Below are 21089 nucleotides of genomic sequence, written 5' to 3' on the forward strand. Positions count from 1 at the left end.
CCGGAGGTTGCCCTGGGCACTGAGGCTCCGCGAGGCGCTGTCCACATCCCGAAAGGCGAGGCGAGGACATGAAGATCGGCATCATCGGAGCGGGCAACATCGGCGGCAACCTGACCCGGCGGCTCACCGCCCTCGGTCACGACGTGTCCGTCGCCAACTCCCGCGGCCCGCACACGCTCACGGCCCTGGCGGAGGAGACCGGGGCGACGCCCGTGCCGGTCGAGGAGGCGGCGCGGGGAGCGGACGTGGTCGTGGTGACCATCCCCCTGAAGGCGGTCCCGGACCTGCCGTCCGGTCTCCTCGACGGCGCGGCGGACGGCGTCGCCGTCATCGACACCGGCAACTACTACCCGCGGCAGCGGGACGGCAGGATCGCCGCGATCGAGGACGAGGGCCTCACGGAGAGCCGCTGGACCGAGCGGCAGATCGGCCACCCGGTGGTCAAGGCGTTCAACGGCACCTACGCCCAGGACATCCTGGACCGCCCGCTTCCGGCCGGCGACCCCGACCGCATGGCCCTCCCGGTGGCCGGCGACGACGAGGCGGCCAAGCGCACGGTGCGCGACCTGATCGACGCACTCGGCTTCGACACCGTCGACGCGGGCGGCATCGACGACTCCTGGCGCCAGCAGCCCGGCACCCCGGTCTACGGCCTGCGCGCCGGCACCGACACGATCACCAAGGCCCTGACCGAGGCGTCCCCGGAACGCCCGGCGGACTTCCGCGGCTGAGGAGTGGAGGCTGGTCAACTTCGGTGGGGCGCTCGGCGGCGGCGCCCGCACCTGGCGCCGCGGTCGCGGTGATCCGGTCCGCCAGGGTGGCCACGGCCGACAGCAGCTCGGCCGGCGGGCGGGCCAGGTCCAGGGCGTGGGCCGTGACGGTGATGCCGGCGCGGCGGATGACGTGGTCCGCGGGGCCGTCCCGGTCGGTGGCGGCGTAGACGAGGTGGCCGTGCCGCAGGCCGAGCGCGGTGCAGTAGCCGAGCAGCTGGCCGAGGTGGTCGGTCGACGGTGCCGGCGTGCCGAGGAAGACGTACTTCGCGTCCACGACGGAGACCGGGCGGCCCGCGCGGTACAGCACGATGTCCGGCCGCAGCCGCACCCGGCGGGCTTCGTCCAGGCGGTGGTGCCCCTCCTGGGCGGCGCACCGGATTCCGTGGCCGGCGAGGGCCGCGCCCAGCGCCGCCGTGAGGAACCGCTCGAACACGTCCGGCATGTCGAGCAGGAAGCCGTCCGCCGCGGTGGGGGCCCGGCCGTCCGGTTGGACGGAGCGCGCGGAGAGCACCAGCTCCGCGAGCCGCAGCACAGGCCCGTAACGGGAGTTGAGACGGTCCGGCGTCCAGCGGGGCAAGGGCGCGCCGGGGCGGAGGGGCTGGACCCCGGTCAGTTGGCCGGAGATGTGGCGCAGGGTCCGGCGGGTCGCCGCGGGGACCTCCGGCAGCCGGGCGGCCAGGTGCAGGGCCGTGAGCAGGATGCGGTTCTCGGGGATGTCCGGGGTGTGGTCGTCGTAGCGCACGGCGACGGGTAGCGGCAGGCCGACCCGGCGCAGCTGGTCCGCGGTGCGGATCCGGCCGCGGATCAGGGGCAGGTCCTCCTCGACCGTGCGGTAGCCGTGCAGCACCCCGGCGTCGAGGGTGCGGCGCGCGGTGCGGGCGAGGAGATCGGCGACGGCGGGGAGGAGCTCGTTCGACTCGGCGGCGGTGACCGGCTCGGGCCGCCACGGGTCGCCGGGCGAGTAGGAGAGCAGGAACAGCAGGTCGCGGACCGGGAGTTTGGGACGCAGATGGAGCTGGACGGCTCCGCCGGACGGTGTGCGCAGCCGGACCAGCCCGACCTTCTGGTTCCCCCGCAGACGCCAGCGTCCGCCCGCCGCCGGGGTCAGCCGGACCAGGCCCGGCACACCGAGCAGCCCGGCGATCTGGTCGCCGGTCAGTTCCCGCACGGTGCCCGGGCCGGTCTCCGGGACGGTGAGGTCGAGGTCGGCGGGGCCTCGGGCGACCGGGCCGGAGGCGGTCACGCCTCCTCCGGGGCCGGCCCGAGCGCCACACGCAGGGCGGGCAGGCCGTACTCCTCCTCCACGTCGACGCCGGTGCCGTAGAGCTGGTCCTCCAACAGAGGCAGGATCTGGGTGCGCCAGACGAGGTCGAGCCCCTGCGGCCGGGCCGCGGCGGGCTTCATGAGGTACGACGGCCCGATCGCGCGGTCGGCGTCCCCGAGCCGGGCGTTCAGCTCGTCCAGGAGCCGGGCGGCGGTGTCCGGAAGGCCGCGCTCGCGCAGCCAGCGGTCCAGCAGTCCCCGCACCGGCGGCTTCTCGGGGGAGAGGCGGCGGAACGCGAAGCGGCGGCGCATCGCCGCGTCGACCAGGGCGATCGAGCGGTCGGCGGTGTTCATCGTGCCGATGAGGAACAGGTTGCCCGGCAGGGTGAACGGCGCGTGCGGGCTGTACTGGGTGGTGACGGGCTCCTCGCGGTACTCCAGCAGGAAGTACAGCTCGCCGAAGACCTTCGCCACGTTGGCCCGGTTGATTTCGTCGATGATCAGTACGTACGGGTTCGCCGGGTCTTTCGCGGCGCGTTCGGCGAGCAGCCGGAACGGCCCCGGCACGACGTCGAACACCACCGAGCCGTCCTCGCCCCGGACCGGACGGAACCCCTCGAAGAAGTCCTCGTAGGTGTAGGAGGGATGGAACTGCACCAGCTCCACCCGGTCGGGTCCGGCGAGATGCCGGGCCAGGGCACGGGCCAGGTAGGTCTTGCCGGTGCCGGGCGGGCCGTGGAAGACCAGCTGCCCCTGTTCCTGGAGCTGTTCGGCCGTCTCCCGGAGCCACTCCAGTGGCATCAGCAGGCGGGCCGCCAGTTCCTCGGTGACGGAGGGCAGTTCCAGGGAATGGGTGACGTCGACGTCGACGAGTTCCTCGGCGACCACGTCCTCCAGGCCCGCGCGCTCGGCGAGTTCGGCCGCGATGCTGCTGACGTCGTACAGCGCCGGTGGCAGGGGCAACCGGGCCTGCACCCGCTCGGGCAGCTCCGCGCGGACGAGCGGCCGCTCGGCGGTGGCCCAGCTCACCGGCCGGCGGCGGGCGTTGTCCGGTCCGTCCGACGTGTCGTACACCGCCGGGCCCTGGACCGTGCCGACGTGAACCTCGTCCGGGGTGACAGTGACGACCAGGTCCCCCGGCTGCATGAGGGTGAGGAAGGCGTGCAGTTGGTACGCGGCCTGTCCGCGCAGCTGGGCACTGGCCTCCGGCATCGCCTCGGCGACGGCCCGCTGCACGTCCTGCTTGGCCGAGCCGGCGGGAATCTCCGGCATCTCGTGCCAGGACAGCGAGCAGTAGCCGCGCCGGATCCAGTCCGGGACGAAGTTGTGCCCGTCCACGTTGTATCCGCGCACGAGCCAGCCGCGCTGCTCGTGCTCAGCGGCTCCCCCGCGCCACCTGCGCACCCATGGCTCGTCGTAGAAATCGACCGGTTCCCCGGTCTGCGCCTGGAGCGTCCGGCGCAGCTCCAGCAGGTCGCGGTCGTCGTCACCGGTGGGCTCGGGCAGCTCGTCCGCGAAGGCCTTGACGATCTCCTGCTTGTGGTAGGCGCTGGCGATCGGCTGGTAGAAGTCGGGGAAGAGCAGGAACAGCAGGACGTGGATCTGCGCCCGTCCCTTCTTGTGCCCGACGGACCGCTGGATGTCCAGGCACAGGTCCTTGAACCCCAGGGGGTCCTTCAGTACCGCCTCCAGCTCGGCACCGGTCATCCCGGCGAGCCGCTCGACCAGCAGCACCAGGATCTGGAACTGCGCCCACCGGTAGTTCAGAAAGCCCTGGCCGCCGTGCAGGAAACCCTTGAGGCCGGGCTCCAGGTCCGCCGGGACCGCCACCGGGCGGTCGGCCCAGGACAGCACCTCGCCGAGGATCTGGCGCTTCTTGGCCAGCCCGATCTGCTCGGGCACCAAGGGCGCCATGTTCACGAACAGCAGCTCGGCCGCGAGCAGGACCGTCGCGTCGGGCGCGCCGTCGAGCTGGCGCCGCAGCTTGACCAGGAAGGTGTCCGAGGACTCGTCCGGCTGGTCCACGAACCGCATGCGCAGATCGGAGGCCGTGGCCTCGCTCCAGGCCGGCACCTCCCGCGCGAACGCGGACTTCCCGCTCAGCAGGCCGTCACGGAAGACTCGCCGCACCGCCGCCACGACATCGACACTCTCCGGCCGCCTCGCCACTGTGCCCCACCCCCTGGTGCTCGAAGGGCCCAGCTTAGGAGGGGGGTGTGACAGCCGTCAGGCGGTCGGCCGGAAAGGGTCAGCACTCGATGATGTTCACCGCCAGCCCGCCCCGCGCCGTCTCCTTGTACTTCACCGACATGTCCGCGCCGGTGTCCTTCATCGTCTTGATGACCTTGTCCAGGGACACCTTGTGGGAGCCGTCGCCGCGCATCGCCATGCGCGCGGCGGTGACGGCCTTCACCGCGGCCATGCCGTTGCGCTCGATGCAGGGGATCTGGACGAGGCCGCCGACCGGGTCGCAGGTCAGGCCGAGGTTGTGTTCCATGCCGATCTCCGCGGCGTTCTCGACCTGCTCGGGGGAGCCGCCGAGGACTTCGGCGAGGGCGCCCGCCGCCATGGAGCAGGCGGAGCCGACCTCTCCCTGGCAGCCGACCTCGGCGCCGGAGATGGAGGCGTTCTCCTTGAACAGCATGCCGATCGCGCCCGCGGCGAGCAGGAAGCGGACCACGCCGTCCTCGTCGGCGCCGGGCACGAAGTTCATGTAGTAGTGCAGGACCGCCGGGATGATGCCGGCCGCGCCGTTGGTGGGGGCGGTGACGACCCGGCCGCCGGCGGCGTTCTCCTCGTTCACGGCCATCGCGTAGAGCGTGATCCACTCCATGGCGAGAGCCTTCGGGTCGCCCTCGGAGCGCAGCTTGCGCGCCGTGTTGGCGGCCCGGCGGCGCACCTTCAGACCGCCCGGCAGGATGCCCTCGCGGGACATGCCGCGCGCCACGCAGGACTGCATCACGCGCCAGATCTCCAGCAGGCCCTCGCGGATCTCCTCCTCGGTGCGCCAGGCCCGCTCGTTCTCCAGCATCAGCGCCGAGATGGACAGGCCCGTGTCCTCGGCCAGGCGCAGCAGCTCGTCGCCCGTGCGGAAGGGGTACTTCAGCACGGTGTCGTCGAGCTTGATGCGGTCCGCGCCGACCGCGTCCTCGTCGACGACGAACCCACCGCCGACCGAGTAGTACGTCTTGGTCAGCAGCTCCGCGCCCGAGGCGTCGTAGGCCCACAGGGTCATGCCGTTCGCGTGGTACGGCAGGGCCTTGCGGCGGTGCAGGACCATGTCGTCGTCGAAGGAGAACGCGACCTCGTGCTCACCGAGCAGGTTCAGCCGGCCGTCGGCCTTGATCGTCTCCACCCGCTCGTCGGCCGTCTCCACGTCCACCGTGCGCGGCGAGTCGCCCTCCAGGCCGAGCAGGACCGCCTTGGGCGTGCCGTGGCCGTGGCCGGTGGCGCCGAGCGAGCCGTACAGCTCCGCGCGGACCGAGGCGACGGACCCCAGGAGCTGCTCGTTGCGCAGCCGCCGGACGAACAGGCCGGCCGCGCGCATCGGGCCGACGGTGTGGGAGCTGGACGGGCCGATGCCGATCGAGAACAGGTCGAAGACCGAGATGGCCACGGGGGAACTCCTGACTACGGGGGTGGTGCAGAGGGGGTGGGTGCCGCGCCCGCTGGTGGCCGGCACGGCACCCGAAAGGTTTCTTCGCGACCGTTGGCTGTCGCTTGTTACGTGTTCGGACCCGGGTACAGCGGGTGCTTGTCCGCCAGGGCCTTCACCCGGGCCTTGAGGGCCTCCGCGTCGTACGACGGCTTCAGCGCCTCGGCGATGACGTCCGCGACCTCGGCGAAGTCCTCGGCCCCGAAACCACGGGTGGCCAGGGCCGGGGTGCCGATCCGCAGACCGGAGGTCACCATCGGCGGACGCGGGTCGTTCGGGATCGCGTTGCGGTTGACGGTGATGCCCACCTCGTGGAGGCGGTCCTCGGCCTGCTGGCCGTCCAGCTCCGAGTGGCGCAGGTCGACCAGGACCAGGTGCACGTCGGTGCCGCCGGACAGGACGTCCACGCCCACGGCCCGGACGTCGTCCTTCACCAGACGCTCGGCCAGGATGCGGGCACCCTCCAGCGTACGGCGCTGGCGCTCCTTGAAGTCCTCGGAGGCGGCGACCTTGAACGCGACGGCCTTGGCGGCGATCACGTGCTCCAGCGGACCACCCTGCTGACCGGGGAAGACGGCGGAGTTGATCTTCTTGGCGAGTTCGGCCGTGGAGAGGATCACACCGCCGCGCGGGCCGCCGAGGGTCTTGTGGGTCGTGGTGGTGACCACGTGCGCGTGCGGCACCGGGTTGGGGTGCAGCCCGGCCGCGACGAGCCCGGCGAAGTGGGCCATGTCGACCATCAGGTACGCGCCGACCTCGTCCGCGATCCGGCGGAACTCCGCGAAGTCCAGCTGCCGCGGGTACGCCGACCAGCCGGCCACGATCAGCTTCGGCTTCGCCTCCTTGGCCAGCCGCTCCACCTCCGCCATGTCGACCCGGCCGTCCTCGCCCACGTGGTAGGCGACGACGTCGTAGAGCTTGCCGGAGAAGTTGATCTTCATGCCGTGGGTCAGGTGCCCGCCGTGGGCGAGGTTCAGACCCATGATGGTGTCGCCCGGCTTGAGCAGCGCGAACATCGCGGCCGCGTTGGCCTGGGCGCCCGAGTGCGGCTGCACGTTGGCGTGCTCGGCGCCGAACAGCTCCTTCACCCGGTCGATGGCGATCTGCTCGACCACGTCGACGTGCTCGCAGCCGCCGTAGTAACGGCGGCCCGGGTAGCCCTCGGCGTACTTGTTGGTGAGGACCGAGCCCTGCGCCTCCATGACCGCGACCGGCGCGAAGTTCTCGGAGGCGATCATCTCCAGAGTGGACTGCTGGCGGTGCAGCTCGGCGTCGACCGCGGCGGCGACGGCCGGGTCGAGCTCGTGCAGGGGTGTGTTCAGGACGGACATACGGCTACGACTCCTCAGCCGGCGGAGAACGCGGTGTACTCGTCGGCGGAGAGCAGGTCGCCCGGCTCGTCCGTGACCCGCACCTTGAACAGCCAGCCGCCCTCGAAGGGGGCCGAGTTCACCAGCGACGGGTCGTTCACGACGTCCTCGTTGACCTCCGTGACCTCACCGGAGACCGGGGAGTACAGGTCGGACACCGACTTGGTCGACTCCAGCTCGCCGCAGGTCTCGCCCGCGGACACCGTGTCACCGACCTCGGGGAGCTGGACGAAGACCACGTCGCCGAGCGCGTTGGCCGCGTGCTCCGTGATGCCGACCGTCGACACGCCGTCCTCGGCGGCCGACAGCCACTCGTGCTCCTTGCTGTAGCGCAGCTGCTGGGGGTTGCTCATGGCCTGGATTCTCCTGTACGCGCGGGAGTGCTGGTGAAGGGGACCGCTGGTGAGCGGGGTGATGTGCCCGGGAACTCGTGGCGCCCGTGGCCAGTGTCTACTTCTGCCGCTTGTAGAACGGCAGCGCCACGACCTCGTACGGCTCGTGACTGCCCCGGATGTCCACGCCCACACCGGGCGTGCCGGGCGCGGCGTGCGCGGCGTCGACGTAGGCCATGGCGATCGGCTTGCCGAGGGTGGGGGAGGGGGCGCCGGAGGTGACCTCGCCGATCACCTCGCCGCCCGAGACGACGGCGTACCCGGCGCGCGGGACGCGGCGGCCCTCGGCGACGAGCCCGACGAGGACGCGCGGCGGGTTCTGCTCGGCCCGGGCGGCGGCCTCGCGCAGGGCCTCGCGGCCCACGAAGTCGCCCTCCTTCTCGAACTTCACCACGCGGCCGAGACCGGCGTCGAAGGGCGTCAGGGAGGTGCTCAGCTCGTGCCCGTACAGCGGCATGCCCGCCTCCAGGCGCAGCGTGTCGCGGCAGGACAGCCCGCACGGGACCAGTCCGGCGCCCTCACCGGCCTTGGCCAGGGCCTGCCACAGCTCGACGGCGTGCTCCGGCTTCACGAACAGCTCGAAGCCGTCCTCGCCGGTGTAGCCGGTGCGGGCGATCAGGGCCGGGACCCCGGCGACCGTGCCGGGCAGGCCGGCGTAGTACTTCAGCCCGTCGAGGTCGGCGTCCGTGAGGGAGGCCAGGATGCCGGGGGACTGAGGGCCCTGGACGGCGATCAGCGCGTAGGCGTCCCGGTCGTCGCGCACCTCGGCGTCGAAGCCGGCCGCGCGCTCGGTCAGCGCGTCCAGGACGACCTGGGCGTTGGAGGCGTTGGCGACGACCATGTACTCGGTCTCGCCGAGGCGGTAGACGATCAGGTCGTCGAGGATGCCGCCGTCGGCCCGGCAGATCATGGTGTAGCGGGCGCGGCCCGGCTTCACGCCGCCGATGTTGCCCACCAGGGCGAAGTCGAGGAGGGCGGCGGCCTGCGGGCCGGTGACGGTGATCTCACCCATGTGGGAGAGGTCGAACAGGCCGGCCCTCGTGCGCACGGCGGTGTGCTCGTCGCGCTCGGAGCCGTAGCGCAGGGGCATGTCCCAGCCGGCGAAGTCGGTCATCGTCGCGCCGAGCGAACGATGCAGGGCATCGAGCGCGGTGTGACGGAGTTCTCCTGTACTGCTCACGGTCGGTCGTCTCCCAAGGCAATGACGGGCGAGGTCGTTCCTCCCCATCTGTCATCGGAACCTGAGAGGTTCGCCATGACCGCGCCGGTCCATGGCTTGCACCTTGGGTGGGACCGCTGTCGCAGCGGCCCGCTTTTCAGATGTGCCTCGCCCGCGCGGTAACGGGGCCTGAGAGATTCAAGGGAGGGACTTGCTCCTTCGGCGCCCCAGCGTCAGCGGTGCTGGGAACTCTCCCGCGCGGATTCAAACGGCCGGTATGCAGTTGGCGCGCACATCATTGCACGCATCCTTCCGGCGCGGCAGGGGGACCTTTCACAGGGAGTGCACAGCGTCCCCCGCGCCGGACACAGCGACCCGCAGCGACCCGCGACACCCTGTAGCAGCCCTGTTGCAGGACAAGGACCGAAACGAGAGCCTCCGGCATTACCTTCTCTTTACACTCGGCGGGGATGGGACTCCGTACCTGGCCCCAGGGGAGGACGATCACGGTGAACAGGACCACGGCGTACGCCACGACCACGGGCATCGCGCTGCCCGAGCAGCCGGCCGCCGCACCGGCCCGGGCGGCCTGCGGCCCGGTGCCGGCGCCGGTCGTCCGCGATCTGCGCGAGCGCGCCGGCCGCGGCCCGCGCGCGCTGCTGTTCGGCCCCCGCGACCTCATCGTGGTCACGGGCCTGCCCGGCAGCGGCAAGTCCACGCTCATGCGGCGCACCGTGCCGGGCCCGCGCGTCGACTCCCAGGACACCCGCGACCGCTGGGACCGCCGCATGCCGCGCTTCCTTCCCTACGCGGTCTACCGCCCCCTCGTCCGCCTCGCCCACTACGCCGGGCTGCGCCGCGCCCTGCGCGGCGGCGAGGGGGTCGTCGTGCACGACTGCGGCACGCAGGCGTGGGTCCGCCGCTGGCTGGCCCGCGAGGCCCGCCGCCGGGGCGGCACCCTGCACCTGCTCCTCCTCGACGTCACGCCCGAACAGGCCCTGGCCGGCCAGCGCGACCGCGGCCGCGGCGTCTCGCGCTACGCGTTCCTGCGCCACCGCGCGGCGACCAACCGCCTGCTGCGCGCCGTGGAAGCCGGCGAACTGCCCTCGGGCTGCGGCGGCGCGATCCTGGTCGACCGCGACGCGGCGAACACCTTGCGCCGCATCGCCTTCACGGGCTGAGCAGGGGGCCGGCCGTGTGTCATGGGTCGGGAGCCGATGCCGTGCGCCACGGGTCCCGGACCGATCGCCCAGGGCCCCGGGCCCGCCGGTCGTCGGCCGGGAGCCGTTAGCCTTTGGGCCACAGCAGTGGTTCCAGGCAGGCGGTAGGCAGATGGACTTCCCGGCGGACTTCTCCGCGGACTTCCCGGCGCAGACGCAGACCCACCCGCACGGCGGATGGCCCGGCAACGAGCTGGAGGAGGTGCTCTCGGCCTCCCTCGGCGCCGGGCCGTCCGCCGGCGGGCGGATCGTCGAGGTGCTCGGCCGGAGTTTCGTGTGGGTCCCGCTGCCCAACGGCGGCGGCCCGCACAGCGGCCCCCTCGACCTGCCCGGCATCGAGATCGACGGCCAGGCGTACGTCCCGGTGTTCAGCTCCGAGGAGCAGTTCCGCCAGGTCGCCGGCTCCCACATGCCGTACACCATCGCCCCCGCCGTGGAGTTCGCCCGCGGTCTGCCCCCGCACGCGGGGATCGCCGTCAACCCGGGCGGTGTCGTCGGCATCCCGCTCCCGCCGCCCGCCGTGGCCGAACTGTGCCGGGCCGGCCGGACCCCCCTGGACGGCCCCGCGAGCGGCGGCCGGGTCCGCCTCTTCGAGCCGGACTGGCAGGACGACCCGGTGGACTTCCTCGCCGCCGCGTCCGCCGAGTTCGAGGCGATCGGCGTCGTCCTCACCGCCCGCCGCTGCCTCGCCGCCATCGAGACCGCCGACCCCGTGATGTTCGTGGGCGTCGAACTCTCCCAGTGGGAAGGCGACCTGCGGGCCCTGCCCCTGGACGCCCTGACCCGGGCCGTCACCACGGCACCGGCGCCCTGGCCCGTCAACCTCGTCCTCCTGGACGTGACGGAGGACCCGGTGGGCAACTGGATGAGGGACCGGGTCCGGCCCTTCTACCAGCGGTAGGGCAAGGGACCCGGGGGGCGCGGGGCTGTGACACCATGCGGCTCCGCCGCGTGGGCGCGACGAGCCACGGACGGACCCGCACTCGCCGGACGAGGGCCGGTCCCGAGTCGGTGGGCGGGCTTAAGCTAGGTCACGGTCGAGGCGTTGTACGAAGGGGCGGTAAAGGTGAGCGCGAGCGGCACGGCCGCGGCCGGACAGGTCGAGCACATGCTGCGCCAGGTCACGCCCGGGCGTTACGACGCCTACGAGGCCCTCCTGCGCGCGCTCGCCACCCCGCACACCGGCCAGATCTGGATGCTCCTGTGGCACGGCCAGGCCGGCTCCCCGGACGCCCAGTACGGAAACATGGAGGTCGACGGCTACGGCTACGCCCCCTGCGTCACCTCCGCGCAGGAGCTGTCGGCCAGCGGCTGGAACCGCTCCTACGAGGTGGTCGACGGCGTCGACGTCGCCCGCGCCCTCTACCCCGACCACTACGGCCTCTGGCTCAACCCGCACGCCCCCGGCGGCGGCGTCGGCATCCCCTGGCTCGACCTGCGCCGGATCGCCACGGGCCTGGACCGCCAGCCCGCCGGGCCGCTGCGGCTGTCCGAACCCGCCATCGAGGTCCCGCAGTTCTACGCGCTGCTCGCGCAGAACGCCCACCGCACCCCGGCCGTCCGCTCCCTGCGCCGCGCCTGGGTGCAGCCCGCGCTCGGGGCGCCGTACCTCGCCATCGGCCTGGATGTGTACGACGCCTCGCCGCCGGCCGTGGATTCGGTGCGCGCGATGATGCAGCAGTCCCTCGGCGCCGTACCGGACGGGCTCCCCGTCTCGACCGTCGCGATGTCCGACGAGCACGACCCGGTCGCCATGTGGCTGCGGGCGAACGCCCGGCCCTTCTACGACCGCGAGGCCCACGCCACCGCCCCCGTCCAGGCCCCGGCCTCGGGCTACGGCTACCCGCCGGCGCAGGGCCGGTACTGACGCGGTCGGCACCGGCCGTCGCCCCGCCGACCGTCCCGCTCGCGGACGCCGGGTGGCACGCGGCGTGATGCGTACGTCCAACGCCGTAACGTCCGGACCACGCGCCTGCGTGTCCGGATAACGGAATCCCCTTGTCGGCATCACGGTTGCGCATACTTTCTCCATCAGGCCTGGCGTGTGATCGTGAGCGCGTTGAAGACTCGCCTCTCAGGCGCGAGGCCGTCGATCCTGTGAGCGATACCAAGCTGAGGATCGGCCTGACGGTGGCCGTACCATCTGCGGACGCCACGCCATAGCCACAGTGGATCAAGCCGCCGACAACGGTGGGCAAGGGGGCCGGTGACCACCGGCGAGAAGGGGCAGGGCACTTGTGACGGCACCGATCGAGACCACCGGATCGCAGGCCGAGGCCCAGCCGGAGGCCGTGCTGGCGGGTGTGAAGTCCCAGAACATCGAGGGCCGGTCCCTCGGGCAGATCGCCTGGACCCGCTTCAAGCGCGACAAGGTGGCGGTCGCGGGCGGCGTCGTGGTCGTGCTGCTCATCCTGACGGCCGCACTGTCCCGCCCGCTGCAGTCGCTGCTGGGCCTCGACCCCAACGCCTTCCACCAGGACCTCATCGACCCCAACACCACCCTCCCCAAGGGTGACTTCGGCGGCATGAGCTGGGACCACCCCCTCGGTGTGGAGCCGAAGTTCGGGCGCGACATCCTCGCCCGCATCCTGGAGGGCTCCTGGGTCTCCCTCGTCGTGGCCTTCGGAGCGACGGTGCTGTCCAATGTGATCGGTACCGTGCTCGGCCTGATCGCGGGCTACTACGGCGGGCGCGTCGACGCGGTCATCAGCCGGCTCATGGACACCTTCCTGGCCTTCCCGCTGCTGCTCTTCGCCATCGCCATCTCGGCGACGCTCCAGGGCGGCGCGTTCGGGCTCGAGGGCCTCCCGCTGCACATCCTCGTGCTGATCTTCGTGATCGGCTTCTTCAACTGGCCCTACATGGGCCGCATCGTCCGCGGTCAGACGCTGGCGCTGCGCGAGCGGGAGTTCGTCGACGCCTCACGGGGGATGGGCGCCTCCGGGCCGTACATCCTCTTCAAGGAGCTGCTGCCGAACCTGGTCGCGCCGATCATCGTCTATTCGACGCTGCTCATCCCGACCAACATCCTCTTCGAGGCCTCCCTCAGCTTCCTCGGCGTGGGCATCCAGCCGCCGCAGGCGTCGTGGGGCGGCATGCTCAACCAGGCGGTCGACTTCTTCGAGGTCGATCCCCAGTACATGCTCGTCCCCGGTCTCGCCATCTTCGTCACCGTACTGGCCTTCAACCTCCTCGGTGACGGCCTCCGGGACGCTCTCGACCCCCGCAGCCGCTGACGTCTGCGGTCGCGGCCGGTGCCGCGTCCAGCCCAAGTGTTCAACTTCAGAAGGGGAATCCGACCATCATGCGAAGGTCAGCAATTGCCGTCGCCGCGGCCATCAGCAGCGCCAGCCTCGTGTTGGCGGGCTGCAGCAAGGCCGACGACAACGGCGACGACGGCGGCAGCAAGGCCACCGCCGATGCCGCCACCAAGTCGGTCGTGAACGCCTCCACGGAGAAGGGCGGCACGGTCACCTACGCGATGTCCGACGTGCCGGACTCGTTCGACCCGGGCAACACGTACTACGCGTACATGTACAACTTCAGCCGCCTCTACGCGCGTCCGCTGCTCACCTTCAAGCCGGCCCCCGGCGAGAAGGGCAACGAGATCGTGCCGGACCTGGCGCAGTCCAAGGGCCAGTCGTCCGACGGCGGCAAGACCTGGACGTACAAGCTCCGCCAGGGCGTGAAGTACGAGGATGGCACGGAGGTCACCTCGGCGGACGTCAAGTACGCGGTGGAGCGCTCCAACTTCGCCCGTGACGTGCTCTCCCTCGGCCCGAACTACTTCGCCCAGTTCCTGGACGGCGGCGACAAGTACAAGGGCCCGTACAAGGACAAGAGCGACAAGGGCCTGGCGTCGATCGAGACGCCGGACAAGTACACGATCACCTTCAAGCTCAAGCAGCCGTTCACGGACTTCGACTACCTGGTCACCGCCCCGCAGACGGCTCCGGTGCCGAAGGCCAAGGACACCGGCGTCGACTACACCAAGAAGATCGTCTCCTCGGGCTCGTACAAGTTCCAGAGCTACCAGGAGGGCAAGTCGGTCACCCTGGTGCGCAACCCCGAGTGGAGCGCCAAGACCGACCCGCTGCGCAAGCAGTACCCGGACAAGATCGTGGTCAACCTGAAGGTCAACCAGGCCACGATCGACAAGGACCTGATGGCCGGCACCACCACCGTCGACCTGGCGGGCCGCGGCGTGGACACGCAGACGCAGGCGCAGCTGCTCAACAACAAGGACCAGAAGGCCAACACGGACAACACCTACGGTGGCCGTCTCGTCTACGCGGCGCTCAACACCACGGTCAAGCCGTTCGACAACGTCGAGTGCCGCAAGGCCGTGCAGTACGCCATCGACAAGGTGGCCGTGCAGACCGCGCAGGGCGGTCCGGTCCGCGGTGACATCGCCTCCACGGTGCTGCCGCCGGACGTCATCGGCTACCAGAAGTTCGACGCCTACCCCACCAAGGGCAACAAGGGTGACGCCGCCAAGGCCAAGGAGCACCTGAGCGCCTGCAAGCAGCCGAACGGCTTCAAGACCTACATCTCCGCGCGCAGCGACCGTCAGCAGGAGGTCGACGCGGCCACGGCGATCATCGACTCGCTGAAGAAGGTCGGCATCAACGCCGAGATGAAGCAGTACCCGTCCGGCAAGTACTTCACGGACTACGCCGGTGTGCCCGCGTTCGCCAAGAAGCAGGGCATCGGCATCATGATGATGCAGTGGGGCGCCGACTGGCCGACCGGCTACGGCTACCTGAACCAGATCCTCAACGGCAAGGCCATCAGCTCCTCCGGCAACACCAACCTCTCGTCGTTCGACAACGCCGAGGTCAACAAGCTGCTCGACGAGGCCATCCAGAACCCCGACGAGTCGGCGCGCAACGCCGCCTACGCCGAGGCCGACAAGAAGACGATGGACGAGGCCGTCATCGTGCCGCTGACCTACTTCAAGGTCTTGCTGTACCGCTCGCCGAACGCCACCAACGTGGTGTCCTCGGCCGCCTGGAGCGGTCAGTACGACGCCCTCAACCTCGGTACGACGAAGAAGTAGCGCGAAGAGCAGCCCTGGAAGGCAGGTGAAGGCATTGGCGCCCGTGGGTCTCACCCCCCGCGGGCGCCGGCGCCGGTCCCCGTGATCTCGTACATCATCCGCCGGGCGATCGCGGCAGTGATCCTGCTGCTGGTCGTCACCGCGGTCACCTTCGGCATCTTCTTCCTGCTGCCGAGACTGGCCGGGCAGAGTCCCGACCAGCTGGCCGCCCAGTACATCGGAAAGAACCCTTCGCCCGAGGACATCCTGGCGGTCAAGCAGAACCTCGGGCTCGACAAGCCGGTCTACGAGCAGTACTGGGAGTTCATCAAGGGGATCGTCTCCGGCGCCACTTACAACCTCGGCCCGAACACGGTCAAGTGCGAGCTGCCCTGCTTCGGCTACTCCTTCAAGAACCACATCGAAGTCTGGCCCCAGCTCGTGGACCGGCTGCCGGTGACCATCTCCCTGGCAGCGGGCGCCGCCGTGCTGTGGCTGCTGTCGGGTGTCGCCGCCGGTGTGATCTCCGCGCTCAAGCCGGGCTCGTTCTTCGACCGCGCCGCGATGGGCGTGGCCCTCGCCGGTGTGTCGCTCCCCATGTTCTTCACCGGCCAGCTGGCCCTGCTCGTCTTCAGCTATCAGCTGGACATCTTCGGGCGGACCTATGTGCCGTTCACCGAGAACCCGTCCCAGTGGGCCAACACCCTGTTCCTGCCGTGGTGTTCGCTGGCCTTGCTGTACTCCGCCATCTACGCGCGGCTCACCCGGTCCGGCATGCTCGAAACCATGAACGAGGACTTCATCCGCACCGCACGGGCCAAAGGCCTGAAGGAGCGCAAGGTCGTCGTCAAGCACGGCCTGCGGGCGGCGCTCACGCCGATCGTGACGGTCTTCGGCATGGACATCGGCCTGCTGCTCGGCGGCGCGGTGATCACCGAGTCGGTGTTCTCCCTGCCCGGCATCGGCCAGTACGCCGTCCAGGCCATCACCGACAACGACCTGCCGCCGATCCTCGGCGTCACCCTGCTGGCGGCCTTCTTCGTCGTGCTCTGCAACCTGGTGGTGGACGTGCTGTACGCCACCGTCGACCCGCGCGTGAGGCTCTCGTGACCGAACTGACCAAGACCGGGGCCGCCGTGGGCGAGCCGACGCCCAGCAGGGAGGGCCCCCGGGCCTTCCTCGATGTGCGTGACCTCAAGGTGCACTTCCCGACCGACGACGGCCTGGTCAAGTCCGTCGACGGGCTCTCCTTCCAGCTGGAGAAGGGCCAGACCCTCGGCATAGTGGGCGAGTCCGGCTCGGGCAAGTCGGTGACCTCGCTGGCCATCATGGGCCTGCACCGCCTGGGCAACCGCGGCAAGAACGTGCGGATGTCCGGCGAGATCTGGCTCGACGGCAAGGAACTCGTCTCGGCGAGCCCCGACGAGGTGCGCCGGCTGCGCGGCCATGACATGGCGATGATCTTCCAGGACCCGCTGTCCGCGATGCACCCCTACTACACGGTCGGCAACCAGATCGTCGAGGCGTACCGGGTCCACCACGACGTCGACAAGAAGACCGCCCGCAGGCGCGCCGTCGAACTCCTCGACCGGGTCGGCATCCCCGAGCCCGACAAGCGCGTCAACAGCTACCCGCACGAATTCTCCGGCGGTATGCGGCAGCGCGCCATGATCGCCATGGCGCTGGTCAACAACCCCGAGCTGCTGATCGCGGACGAGCCGACCACAGCGCTCGACGTGACCGTGCAGGCGCAGATCCTCGACCTGATCCGGGACCTGCAGAAGGAGTTCGGCTCCGCGGTCATCATCATCACGCACGACCTCGGCGTGGTCGCCGAGATCGCCGACGACATCCTCGTGATGTACGGCGGGCGCTGTGTGGAGCGCGGACCGGTCGACACGATCTTCTACCAGCCGCAGCATCCCTACACCTGGGGCCTGCTCGGCTCGATGCCGCGGATCGACCGCGAGCAGACCGACCGGCTCATCCCGGTCAAGGGCCAGCCGCCCAGCCTCATCAACGTCCCCTCGGGGTGCGCGTTCAACCCCCGCTGTCCGTACGCGGACATCCCCAAGGGCGGGATCACCCGCACCGAGCGGCCCGAGCTGCGCGAGGTGGGCGGCAGGCACTTCACCGCCTGCCACCTGTCGCAGGAGGACCGCACCCGGATCTGGAACGAAGAGATTGCGCCGAAGCTGTGAGCGAGACCGATACCCGGGCAGGGACGACGGCCGTGACCGACGATGAGAAACCGCTGCTCAAGGTCGAGGGACTGGTCAAGCACTTCCCCATCAAGAAGGGCCTGCTGCAGCGGCAGGCCGGGGCGGTCAAGGCCGTGGACGGCATCGACTTCGAGGTGCGCCGCGGCGAGACCCTCGGCGTCGTCGGCGAGTCCGGCTGCGGCAAGTCGACCATGGGCCGTCTCATCACCCGGCTGCTCGAACCCAGCGGCGGGAAGATCGAGTTCGACGGCAAGGACATCACGCACCTCGGCACGAGCGGCATGCGCCCGCTCCGCCGCGACGTGCAGATGATCTTCCAGGACCCGTACGGCTCGCTCAACCCCCGGCACACCATCGGCACCATCGTCTCGGCGCCGTTCAGGTTGCAGGGCGTGGAACCCGAGGGCGGCGTCAAGCAGGAGGTCCAGCGCCTCCTGGAGCTGGTGGGGCTGAGCCCCGAGCACTACAACCGTTACCCGCACGAGTTCTCCGGCGGTCAGCGGCAGCGCATCGGCATCGCCCGGGCACTGGCCCTGAAGCCGCGGATGGTCGTGGCCGACGAGCCGGTCTCCGCGCTCGACGTGTCGATCCAGGCCCAGGTCGTCAACCTGATGGACGACCTCCAGGACGAGCTCGGCCTGACGTATGTGATCATCGCGCACGACCTGTCGGTCGTCCGGCACGTCTCGGACCGGATCGCGGTGATGTACCTCGGCAAGATCGTCGAGCTGGCCGACCGGGACTCGCTGTACGCCAGTCCGATGCACCCGTACACCAAGGCCCTGCTGTCGGCGGTGCCGATCCCGGATCCGCGGCGCAGGGCGGCCAAGAGCGAGCGCATCCTGCTCAGGGGCGACGTGCCCTCGCCGATCGCCCCGCCGAGCGGGTGCCGCTTCCACACCCGGTGCTGGAAGGCGACGGAGATCTGCAGGACGACCGAGCCGCCGCTGGCGGAGCTGCGCGCGGGCCAGCGGGTCGCCTGCCACCACCCGGAGAACTTCGCGGACCAGCAGCCGCAGGACACCGTGCTCCTCTCGGAGGCCAAGCAGGCCGTGGAGCTGGTGCCGGCGGCGGTCGTGGAGAAGTCGGCGCAGACGTCGAAGGCCGTGGCCGCCGAGGGCTCCTCCGCTGCCGAGGCCTCCTCCGGTGCTGCGGGTTCCTCCGGCGCCGCGGGTTCCTCCGGTGCCGCGGATTCCTCCGGCGCCGCGGGCTCCTCCGGTGCCGAGGCCTCCTCCGGTGCCGAGGGCTCCGAGGGTGAGGCCTCTTCCGAGGCCGTCGCGCGGCCGGCGGACTCCGGTGAGGCCTCCGGTGCCGCCGGGGCCGAGGAGTCCCCGGAGGCCGGAGGTTCGAAGCAGTAACCCCTGACCGGGTCCGGGCAGCCTGCTGCGGCGGCCCGGTCCGGAACGCGGCGACTCGGCCCCCGATCCCTGGTGTGGATCGGGGGCCGAGGGCGTTGCCACCCGTCGCGTCGTCGGCGCACGCGACGGTGCGGCTCAGCTCGCCTGCTGCCCCGCGGGCTGGTCCAGCACCCCCGACTGCGCGACCAGATAGGCGAGTTGGGCGCGGCTGCGACTGCCCAGCGCCTCCGCTGCCTTCTTGATGTGGGCCGCGACCGTGCGGGAGCTCATGCCGAGACGGCTCGCGATGCTCGCGTCGGTGTACCCGTCGACCATCAACCGCAAGATGGCCTGCCGCGTCTGGTCGGTCAGCAGCGGCGGCCGCTCGCAGGACGCCACGACGGGGATGGGATCCGCTCGCTCCCAGGCGTGTTCGAAGACGCCGACGAGGTAGGCGACGACCCCGGGGTGCTCGATCATGAGGGCCGACTGACGGCGCTCCTGCTGGGCGTTCGGGATGAAGGCCACGGTCCGGTCACAGATGATCAGGCGCTCGAACAGCTCGTCGAGCGTGCGGACCTCGGCACCGTTCTTGGCCACCTGCTCGATGTAGGTCAGGGTGGGGCCGTGCGAGCGGGCGGTGTGCTGGTACAGGGTGCGCTGCCGGACACCCCGGGCCAGCAGGGCGAGGTCCCGGTCGAGGGCTTCGGCCAGGATGTTCTCGGAGCGGCCGCCGCCGGGCTGGGCGGTGAGGAGTTCCTCCCGGCAGGACCGTACGGCCTCCTCCAGCGAGGCGCTGATGGCCTCCTCCCCCAGGAGCGGCCGGACGGGTGCTCGTCGCTGTTGTTGCACGTCCGCGTAGGTGCTGTTGGCACGTGAGATCGCGAGGTGCAGTGCGGCCAGGGCATCCTGCTGTTCCAGGATGACGCGGTGGATGGGCTGGCTGAGCACGCTCAGGGCGACGTCCGGTGACACGGGTTCGAGCGTTCCGGAGTTCGATGCGGCGGGCCGGAGCAGCCCCAGGGTATGGAGACACTCCGCCACCTCCGTAGAGGTGCTGCCGTTCATGAGTGCGTCCCGGTACTGGGTGAGTCCCCGGTCGCAGAGTTCCACCTCACCGGTTCTGGCGAGGTTGTCCATTTCTGTGCACATGTGCCCCCCCTTCAGGTTTCCGTAGTGCAGATTCATGATCCCACCTGCGGCTGGATCTGTGCCCTCAGTGTCGGCAGGATCTCTTTCCGTCACAGGGGGCGGTGAAAAGGCCGTCTCGTGCAGGATTCTGGGGGACTGAGATGAAGACGCGATATCGACGTGCTGTGGGCATGCTTGCGGCCGGAGCCTTCTCGGCTCTTGCGCTGTGGATGTCCGCTCCGACGGGGGGCGGCTTCGCGGTCGCCGAGGCGAACGTCACCGTCAAGCCCGACGATTCCGGGTGGGGCGCGTGACCATCATCGGCAGCGAGGCACGGGAAACGGTCCTCCTGGGGGAATTCCGCAGAAGGCTCGACGACCTGAAGGTGAACGGGCTCTACCGGGAATTCATCGCGGGTGCCCACCGGGCCGACGACCGTGGTCAGACCCAGTACGGCGACCGGCGGCTCCAGGTCTGGTGCAGCAACGACTACCTGGGGCTGAGCCAGCATCCGGACGTCATTCTCGCGCAGATCGAGTCCACCTTCCGGCACGGCACCGGAAACGGCGGGTCCCGCAATATCGCGGGCACCAGCGCCAGTCATGTGGAGCTGGAGGAGAGGCTCGCCGCCTGGCACGGGAAAGAGCGGGCGCTGATCTTCTCCAGCGGGTACGTCGCGAACTTCGAGTCGCTGAGCACGATGATCTCCGCGGTGCCGGACACGGTCGTGTTCTCGGACGCCCTGAATCACCGCTCGCTCATCGAGGGAATTTCCCGCACCGGATGCCGGAAGCATGTATTCCGGCACAACGACGCGGACGCCCTGGAAAGCGATCTCTCCCAGTACCCGCTTGAGCAGCCCAAGATCATCGTGTTCGAGACCGTCTATTCCATGGACGGGGACGTGGCGCCGCTGAGTGCCTTTCTCGATCTCGCCGAGAGGTACAACGCGCTCACTTTCGTCGACGAGACGCACGCCATCGGTGTGCGGGGACCGACGGGCGCCGGCCTGAGCGAGGAACTCGGCGACCACCGGGCCACCTTCATCCAGGGGGTCTTCGGCAAGGCCATCGGGACGGTCGGCGGCTATGTGGCCGGGCCCGACACCGCCCTGGACTACGTGCGCTCCTTCGCCCCCGGCTTCATCTTCACCACCGCCCTGCCCCAGGCCGGCGTGGACGCCACGCTCAAGGGCCTGGACCTGGTGCAGAAGGACGGGGGACTGCGCGTTGCCCTGGACGCGGGGACCCGGTACACGAAGAACGCCCTGCGCGCGGCCGGTATCGACTTCATCGACGCCGACAGCCACCTCGTCCCCGTGATGGTCCCGGGCGCCGAGCGTGTCCGCCGCGTGGCCCGGCGCCTGCTGGACGAGTTCGGCATCTACGTCCAGCCCATCAACTTCCCCTCGGTGCCCCGGGGCACCGAACGGTTCCGGGTGACCGTGGCTCCGTACCGCACCCGCGAGCAGATCGACTACTTCGTCCAGGCGCTCACCGCGTGCCTGGCAGACGCCTGAGGGAGACTCT

At 70.5% G+C, this 21089-nt stretch carries 17 protein-coding genes, 1 pseudogene and 1 riboswitch; of the genes and pseudogenes, 11 read left to right on the plus strand and 7 right to left on the minus strand.

What is annotated here, in order from left to right; all coding sequences use genetic code 11:
* Window positions 1-59: 59 nt before the first annotated feature.
* A pseudogene (locus ABZ386_RS17645) lies at window positions 60-731 on the plus strand (NAD(P)-binding domain-containing protein); the annotation flags it as partial.
* On the opposite strand, the gene ABZ386_RS17650 reads toward ABZ386_RS17645, so the two are convergent.
* The 6 genes from ABZ386_RS17650 to gcvT all read right to left on the minus strand — a co-directional run bounded on the left by ABZ386_RS17650 (window position 676) and on the right by gcvT (window position 8633).
* Window positions 676-2016 carry a restriction endonuclease gene (locus ABZ386_RS17650; RefSeq protein ID WP_356614661.1) on the minus strand — a complete coding sequence of 447 codons (1341 nt, stop codon included), beginning with the start codon at window positions 2014-2016 and terminating at the stop codon, window positions 676-678. The pseudogene ABZ386_RS17645 and the gene ABZ386_RS17650 sit on opposite strands and share 56 nt — an antisense overlap.
* Complete coding sequence (locus ABZ386_RS17655; RefSeq protein ID WP_358965040.1) at window positions 2013-4166, minus strand: AAA family ATPase; 2154 nt, start codon at window positions 4164-4166, stop codon at window positions 2013-2015. The genes ABZ386_RS17650 and ABZ386_RS17655 overlap by 4 nt, the downstream gene beginning before the upstream one ends.
* Before the next feature lie 118 nt (window positions 4167-4284).
* A complete protein-coding gene (locus tag ABZ386_RS17660) occupies window positions 4285-5652 on the minus strand; it encodes an L-serine ammonia-lyase (protein WP_351340923.1) in 1368 nt (455 codons plus the stop codon).
* A gap of 107 nt (window positions 5653-5759) precedes the next feature.
* Window positions 5760-7022, minus strand: coding sequence for a serine hydroxymethyltransferase (gene glyA / locus ABZ386_RS17665; RefSeq protein ID WP_358965041.1), 1263 nt, complete (start codon window positions 7020-7022; stop codon window positions 5760-5762).
* A 14-nt stretch (window positions 7023-7036) separates the two neighbouring features.
* Window positions 7037-7414 carry a glycine cleavage system protein GcvH gene (gcvH, locus tag ABZ386_RS17670; RefSeq protein ID WP_086562694.1) on the minus strand — a complete coding sequence of 126 codons (378 nt, stop codon included), beginning with the start codon at window positions 7412-7414 and terminating at the stop codon, window positions 7037-7039.
* Between the two features lie 97 nt (window positions 7415-7511).
* Window positions 7512-8633, minus strand: a complete 1122-nt coding sequence (gene gcvT, locus ABZ386_RS17675; RefSeq protein ID WP_358965042.1) for a glycine cleavage system aminomethyltransferase GcvT — start codon at window positions 8631-8633, stop codon at window positions 7512-7514.
* Between the two features lie 146 nt (window positions 8634-8779).
* A riboswitch (glycine riboswitch) is annotated at window positions 8780-8879 on the minus strand.
* A gap of 242 nt (window positions 8880-9121) precedes the next feature.
* Between gcvT and ABZ386_RS17680 the strand changes: the two genes are divergently transcribed.
* The 8 genes from ABZ386_RS17680 to ABZ386_RS17715 all read left to right on the plus strand — a co-directional run bounded on the left by ABZ386_RS17680 (window position 9122) and on the right by ABZ386_RS17715 (window position 18450).
* The gene (locus ABZ386_RS17680) at window positions 9122-9793 is read left to right on the plus strand and encodes an AAA family ATPase (RefSeq protein WP_358965043.1); all 672 of its coding nucleotides are present in this window, start codon (window positions 9122-9124) and stop codon (window positions 9791-9793) included.
* Window positions 9794-9944: 151 nt separating this feature from the next.
* On the plus strand, window positions 9945-10733 hold the full coding sequence (locus ABZ386_RS17685; RefSeq protein WP_356502043.1) for an enhanced serine sensitivity protein SseB: 789 nt from the start codon (window positions 9945-9947) through the stop codon (window positions 10731-10733).
* A gap of 165 nt (window positions 10734-10898) precedes the next feature.
* On the plus strand, window positions 10899-11699 hold the full coding sequence (locus tag ABZ386_RS17690) for an enhanced serine sensitivity protein SseB C-terminal domain-containing protein (protein ID WP_114255427.1): 801 nt from the start codon (window positions 10899-10901) through the stop codon (window positions 11697-11699).
* Between the two features lie 370 nt (window positions 11700-12069).
* Window positions 12070-13068, plus strand: coding sequence for an ABC transporter permease (locus tag ABZ386_RS17695; protein WP_351340937.1), 999 nt, complete (start codon window positions 12070-12072; stop codon window positions 13066-13068).
* A 68-nt stretch (window positions 13069-13136) separates the two neighbouring features.
* Window positions 13137-14891 carry an ABC transporter substrate-binding protein gene (locus ABZ386_RS17700; protein WP_351340940.1) on the plus strand — a complete coding sequence of 585 codons (1755 nt, stop codon included), beginning with the start codon at window positions 13137-13139 and terminating at the stop codon, window positions 14889-14891.
* 81 nt (window positions 14892-14972) lie between these two features.
* Window positions 14973-15980, plus strand: a complete 1008-nt coding sequence (locus ABZ386_RS17705; RefSeq protein WP_114255429.1) for an ABC transporter permease — start codon at window positions 14973-14975, stop codon at window positions 15978-15980.
* On the plus strand, window positions 15977-17071 hold the full coding sequence (locus ABZ386_RS17710) for an ABC transporter ATP-binding protein (RefSeq protein ID WP_356502045.1): 1095 nt from the start codon (window positions 15977-15979) through the stop codon (window positions 17069-17071). Before ABZ386_RS17705 ends, ABZ386_RS17710 begins: the two co-directional genes overlap by 4 nt.
* Window positions 17068-18450: a dipeptide ABC transporter ATP-binding protein gene (locus tag ABZ386_RS17715; RefSeq protein ID WP_358965044.1), complete on the plus strand. Its 1383-nt coding sequence runs from the start codon at window positions 17068-17070 to the stop codon at window positions 18448-18450. The genes ABZ386_RS17710 and ABZ386_RS17715 overlap by 4 nt, the downstream gene beginning before the upstream one ends.
* A gap of 135 nt (window positions 18451-18585) precedes the next feature.
* On the opposite strand, the gene ABZ386_RS17720 is transcribed toward ABZ386_RS17715, so the two are convergent.
* The gene (locus tag ABZ386_RS17720) at window positions 18586-19581 is read right to left on the minus strand and encodes a LuxR C-terminal-related transcriptional regulator (protein WP_356669771.1); all 996 of its coding nucleotides are present in this window, start codon (window positions 19579-19581) and stop codon (window positions 18586-18588) included.
* A 164-nt stretch (window positions 19582-19745) separates the two neighbouring features.
* Between ABZ386_RS17720 and ABZ386_RS17725 the strand changes: the two genes are divergently transcribed.
* Both ABZ386_RS17725 and hemA read left to right on the plus strand, forming a co-directional pair.
* Window positions 19746-19874, plus strand: coding sequence for a hypothetical protein (locus ABZ386_RS17725; RefSeq protein ID WP_351340951.1), 129 nt, complete (start codon window positions 19746-19748; stop codon window positions 19872-19874).
* On the plus strand, window positions 19871-21079 hold the full coding sequence (hemA, locus tag ABZ386_RS17730; RefSeq protein ID WP_351340953.1) for a 5-aminolevulinate synthase: 1209 nt from the start codon (window positions 19871-19873) through the stop codon (window positions 21077-21079). The genes ABZ386_RS17725 and hemA overlap by 4 nt, the downstream gene beginning before the upstream one ends.
* Window positions 21080-21089 lie beyond the last annotated feature (10 nt).

The sequence above is a fragment of the Streptomyces sp. NPDC006140 genome, from assembly GCF_040628815.1.
Classification (GTDB): domain Bacteria; phylum Actinomycetota; class Actinomycetes; order Streptomycetales; family Streptomycetaceae; genus Streptomyces.

Excerpts from the sequence above, each read along its gene's own strand:
- glyA (WP_358965041.1), bottom strand. The coding sequence starts at position 7,022 with ATGTCCGTCCTGAACACACCCCTGCACGAGCTCGACCCGGCCGTCGCC.
- gcvH (WP_086562694.1), bottom strand. The coding sequence starts at position 7,414 with ATGAGCAACCCCCAGCAGCTGCGCTACAGCAAGGAGCACGAGTGGCTG.
- ABZ386_RS17685 (WP_356502043.1), top strand. The coding sequence starts at position 9,945 with ATGGACTTCCCGGCGGACTTCTCCGCGGACTTCCCGGCGCAGACGCAG.
- ABZ386_RS17700 (WP_351340940.1), top strand. The coding sequence starts at position 13,137 with ATGCGAAGGTCAGCAATTGCCGTCGCCGCGGCCATCAGCAGCGCCAGC.
- ABZ386_RS17720 (WP_356669771.1), bottom strand. The coding sequence starts at position 19,581 with ATGTGCACAGAAATGGACAACCTCGCCAGAACCGGTGAGGTGGAACTC.